This is a genomic window from Azospirillum sp. TSO22-1, assembly GCF_003116015.1.
In the GTDB taxonomy this organism is placed as follows: domain Bacteria; phylum Pseudomonadota; class Alphaproteobacteria; order Azospirillales; family Azospirillaceae; genus Azospirillum.
The window spans coordinates 1-4,846 of sequence record NZ_LGQZ01000165.1 but is presented as its reverse complement, the minus strand read 5'-3'; the positions used below and the strand labels follow the sequence as shown (position 1 = coordinate 4,846).

Sequence of the window (4,846 nt, the reverse complement as noted above, 5' to 3'; positions counted from 1 at the left end):
ACCGGTTTTTCCCCCGCCTCCCCCTCCCCGCCGCAAGCGCCCCCCGCGGGCCAGCAATGGACCTTCGGACGGGGCCAGTGGCGGGCCGAGTCGGGGCGGCTGTGCGTCCGCTTCGAGGGGGCGCGGCAGGATACCTGCGTCACGGTCGTGGCGGGCTCCGGGGGCGTGCTGCACGCCTACAATGAATCGGACGGCAGCTGGCAGTTCAGCGCCGAGGTGCGGCCGGGCAACCCGTTCGGGCTGTAGGCCACCGAAGACAAACCGCCGTCGTGACGCCTGCAGGTGGCACGACGGTCAAATGGATGAGGGCAGAACCAACAAAAAAACCGCCGCCCAGTCGGTAGGGCTGAGCGGCGGAGGCTGTAGATGACGTCCGACAAATGTCGGGCATGTCCTTCATGTCGTCATCCACGCTTCGGCGTGCAAGCCCCCATAATTTGGGTTATGACGAAAGGGCGTGCGCCGCTGGAGAATCGACGCAAGGACGGCTAGGTTGATGCCATGTCGAATTGTTCGCATTCACGCCGGTTTTTCCTGCAATCATTCTGCGTCGGCGTCGCCGTGACGCTGGCCGCTGCTCGGGCCGCCGCCATGTCCCCAGTCCGTTTTTTCCAGCAGGTGGAGCGCATCGGGATGCTGTGCGCCGTGGACGCCGGCCCCGGGGCCGCGCCGCAGGCACCGGAGGCCGCCCGGCTGTGCGGCTTGGCCGCGGAGGAGCTGGCGGCGCTGCTCGGCGCGGGCGGGCCGCCGGTGCTCGCGCTCGCCGTAAACGACGAGCGGCTGGCCGACCCGGGACTCCTGGCCGTCCTGCTGCACGCCCACACGCGGGCGGCTTCCGAGGGTGAGCCTGGGGCCGGCGGCAGCGTGACCGCGCTCGCCGTGAGCCTGTACCGCAGCCGCGTGGGCGGCGACGCGCCGCCCTTCTTCCTGGCGCCGCCCGAGGCCGTGGTGGCGCCGGCCGGCACCACACCGCCGGAAGAGGCGATGCGGGCGGCGCTGCGCCGCCTGCTGTTATCCGGCGTCGCCCGCCCGGTGCTGGCGCACCGGCGATAAGCCTCACGCCTTTTACTTGTCGGTATGGAATTATCCCTCGACGCTTTCTTCCAAATGGCATAACAACCCAGACCTTGAAATCCAAAGCCCTCCGGGGTGATTGCAAACCCATACCTATGCCGGATCCTTGGTGGACCGATGTCGCCCTTCACCTATTCCCTTTTGTGCCCGTCCAGAGGTCGGCCGGATGGAGTCCGCCAACTGGTGGACAGCGTAGCGGCAACCGCTTCGTTACGCGGACGAATTGAAGTACTTGTGTACATAGACTCTGATGATCCAGAGGTGGAAGGCTACCGTCGGACTTTTGCAGAGCTTGCGTCTTCGGGGCACGGTCTGGGGCGCGTGCAAGCGATCATTGGGCCGCCGCGCAGCGTATCGATTTCCTGGAATGATCTCGCTGCGGCCAGTCGCGCGGATGTGCTGATGATGGCCAACGACGATCAGGTATACGTCGAGGCCGGATGGGACTGCAGACTTGACGCATGTGTCGCGGCTTACCCGGATCGCATATTTTGCATGTGGTTCAATGATGGAATTTGCGGTGAGGAACATTGCGCCTTTCCTATAGTTAGTCGCCGTTGGTGCAATAAACTTGGTTATTTCACTCCGGGAATATTCGAATTTATCGCTAACGATACGTGGATCATGGATCTTGGCCGGCGAGTAGGGCGTCTGCACTACATCGGCGATGTGCTTGTGGAGCATCGCCATTTCAGCGTTGGTAAATCGATGTTTGATGAAACCTATCGTCGCCACCGCGAAGGCGAGCAGGAGCAGCGCCGCGCTCGGGACATGTTCGTCTTTGAGCGGACGGCGGCGATCCGTGAGCGTGATGCTCGGTGGCTTTCGGCGCTGCTGGGGTCGATCGAAACAGGCGAGGGGGGTGTTGTCGCATGAAGGTAGGGGTGATCGGCCTCGGCAAGCTGGGTTTGCCGTGCGCTGTGGCTATGGCCCTCAAGGGCCATGACGTGATGGGATACGACCTGCGTTCCGAGTTGATGAACAAGGCTCCACGGGCTTACCTGGAGACTGGCCCCGACGGGCATGAGCCGTTCAATCCGTACTTGGAACGCAGCACCCTGCGTTTCGGTAGCCTGGACGAGGTCGCCCGACATGCCGACATCCTGTTCGTTGCCGTGCAGACACCACACGAGGCGCAGTACGAGGGGATTTTGCCGCTACCGGAGTCTCGTGCTGATTTCTGCTACGAGCATCTGGTCGAGGCGTGTCGCAGCTTGGCCGAGGTGGTCACTCGCGACACGGTCGTGGTTGTGATCTCCACTGTCTTGCCGGGAGCGATCCGCCGCCATGTTCTGCCGGTGATCAATTCCAGGATCAAGCTGTGTTACAATCCATTCTTTATTGCCATGGGCACCACCATGCGCGACTTCCTCAATCCTGAATTCATCTTGTTCGGTCAGCATGATGTGGAGGCCGCGGGAGTGGCTGAAACCTTCTACCGCAGCGTTACGGATGCCCCTTTTTACGCTACGACTCTGGAGAACGCCGAACTGATCAAGGTCGCATACAACACCTTCATCGGTTTTAAGATCGTGTTTGCCAATACGATCATGGAGATGTGCCATAACCTGCCTGGCACCGATGTCGACTCGGTAATGGGGTGTCTGAAAATGGCGGGAGGGCGGTTGATCAGCCCTCGCTATCTCGATGGGGGAATGGGCGACGGCGGCGGCTGCCATCCGCGTGACAACATCGCAATGTCATGGTTGGCCCGTGAGCTGAAGCTCAGCTACGACACATTTGATTCCGTGATGCTGGCGCGCGAGCGACAGACTGAATGGCTGGCCGGGCTGATGTGCGCTTACGACTTGCCAAAAGTCATTCTGGGCTACGCTTTCAAAGCCGACTGCAACATCACGACCGGTAGCCCGGCATTGTTGCTGCAGGCGCTTCTTGAACAGCGCGGCCATGCAGTAACCCTCATCGATCCGCACGTGGACCCCGCTTCATTGCAGGCCAGCGAACTGCCGGTGGCGGTTTATCTGATCGGAGCCCGGCATTCCGAATTTCCGGCGCTGCGGTTTCCACCCGGTTCGGTCGTCATCGATCCTTGGCGCTACATGCCTGCGAACCAGCCCGACGTTCGGGTGGTTCCGGTTGGCGTTGGACCTCGGATGGCCCATTGACGCGCGATCCACGAAGCTTGGGTGGCTTCGTTCATAGCTGTGCAGGCTTCGCACCTTTCGGCCTGCGCCCGGGACCGCAGTCGCGGTCCTGATCGGATTACAATCCGATCTGACATTTCAGCACGGGGTTCCTCCCAGCCATGCGGACGACCGTTCAGCGCCTGATCTGGTCGATGGTGCCGGCCCGGCGCTTCAGCCGGTTCATTCCCTCCTGCCCGCCGCCGGTGGCGCGGACCGAGTAGAAATAGGCGCTGTCGTCCGTCCAGTAGCGTCCCTCGGCGTCCACCATCACCTGCGTGCTGTGGATGTCGGTCGGGTAGACGGTCATCCGTGGTGCCGGCTCGTCCACGAAGCCGGCGAGGTGTACGGCGGCGAGCGCCGCTTGGTCGAGGAACCAGTGCGGCGTGCCGGAGTCGAGGAAATAGCGGATGTAGCGCCGCGTCAGGTCGAGGAAGCGCCGCGCCGCCGCCGACGGCTTGATGTGCAGCACGTCGGCGTAGAGCAGGCTCCAGATGTCGAGGCGTTTCAGCGCGTGGCTCATCAGCCCGAGGTCGGCGTGCACCGAGGTCGCCAGCAGCGGGTTGAGGTCGCGGATCGCCATCAGGTCGGCGTCCAGCATCAGCACCGGCCGCTGCCAGCGCTGCAGCAGGTCGGGCAGCACCAGGAAACGGCTGCAGGCGAAGTAGGTCTTGGCGAAGGCGCCAAGCGGCGTCAGGTCGATGGTCTCGCGCAGCAGCATGAAGCGCTCGGGCCCGTGGGCGCGGACGATCTCCGCCAACGCGTCGCGCGAGGTGGCGTCGGGGTTGATAATGTGCAGGCAGATGGCGCAGTCGAGGCCGCTGTCCTCGACGATCGAGCGCACCATGGTCGGTACGAAGCGGGCGAAGTAGCCGGCGTCGCAGGAGACGTAGACGACCAGCGGCTTGGCCGCGGTGGCCGTGCCCTCCTCCAGCGTGGCGTGGATGCCGGCGGCGGGCGGGGCCTGCTTGAGCGCGCGCAGGAACTCCGGCGCGGTGCGGGTGACGCCGTCGCGCCCGCCGTGCCGCTCCGCCGCCTGCCGGAATAGGGCGTCGGCCTCCTCCAGGCGGTGCTGCTCGGCGCACAGGCAGGCCAGCCGGCTCAGCGTGAACGACACCTCGGGGAAGCGGTCGAGCGCTCGGCGGTAGGCCCGCTCGGCGCGCAGCGCCTGGACATCGCGGCGCAGCGCGTTGCCCAGCCCGATCAGCCCGACGCAGTCGTCGCGCCCCTCGAACCGGCTGACGTCGCCCGCCTCGCCCAAGTGGGTGAGCAGTTGCCAGAGGTTGGAGCGGCGGGTCGGGTCCTGCGGGGTGGCCCGCCACGCGGCGAGCGCGTGCTCGGCCGCCGCCGCCATGTCCTCGCCGAGCACCAGCCGGGCCAGTGCGTCGTGGGCGAGCGGGTCGCCCGGCGCCTTGGCCAGGGCCCGCTCGTAGAGGGTCCTGGCTTCCGCGCGGTTGCCGGCCGCTTCGGCGCGGCTGGCGGCGGCGAGGAGTTGGGCCGATTTCATGCCAGTCAGTGGGCGGCGTCGCCGCCGCCCTCGAAGGAGGGCTCCTTGAGGCCGGAGAGCTTGAGCTGCTCGACCAGCGCCGCCTTCAGCCGCTCCAGCCCGTCCTCGCTGAACGCCTCGG

5 protein-coding genes are annotated in these 4,846 nt (G+C 65.1%); 4 read left to right on the top strand and 1 reads right to left on the bottom strand.

The annotated features are described in order from the left end of the window. The 4 genes from TSO221_RS36230 to TSO221_RS31885 all read left to right on the top strand — a co-directional run. Positions 1 to 246 (top strand): hypothetical protein (locus TSO221_RS36230; protein WP_211099142.1); only part of this gene is annotated, 246 nt, incomplete at its 5' end. A 345-nt stretch (positions 247 to 591) separates the two neighbouring features. Further along, positions 592 to 1,053, top strand: a complete 462-nt coding sequence (locus tag TSO221_RS35780) for a hypothetical protein (RefSeq protein ID WP_158284270.1) — start codon at positions 592 to 594, stop codon at positions 1,051 to 1,053. A 204-nt stretch (positions 1,054 to 1,257) separates the two neighbouring features. Continuing rightward, positions 1,258 to 1,950: a hypothetical protein gene (locus tag TSO221_RS35215; protein ID WP_146208972.1), complete on the top strand. Its 693-nt coding sequence runs from the start codon at positions 1,258 to 1,260 to the stop codon at positions 1,948 to 1,950. Next, on the top strand, positions 1,947 to 3,200 hold the full coding sequence (locus TSO221_RS31885) for an NAD(P)-binding domain-containing protein (protein WP_109122512.1): 1,254 nt from the start codon (positions 1,947 to 1,949) through the stop codon (positions 3,198 to 3,200). Before TSO221_RS35215 ends, TSO221_RS31885 begins: the two co-directional genes overlap by 4 nt. 154 nt (positions 3,201 to 3,354) lie before the next feature. Here TSO221_RS31885 and TSO221_RS31880 read toward each other — a convergent pair whose 3' ends face one another. Beyond that, positions 3,355 to 4,725, bottom strand: coding sequence for a tetratricopeptide repeat protein (locus TSO221_RS31880; RefSeq protein ID WP_109122511.1), 1,371 nt, complete (start codon positions 4,723 to 4,725; stop codon positions 3,355 to 3,357). Positions 4,726 to 4,846 lie beyond the last annotated feature (121 nt).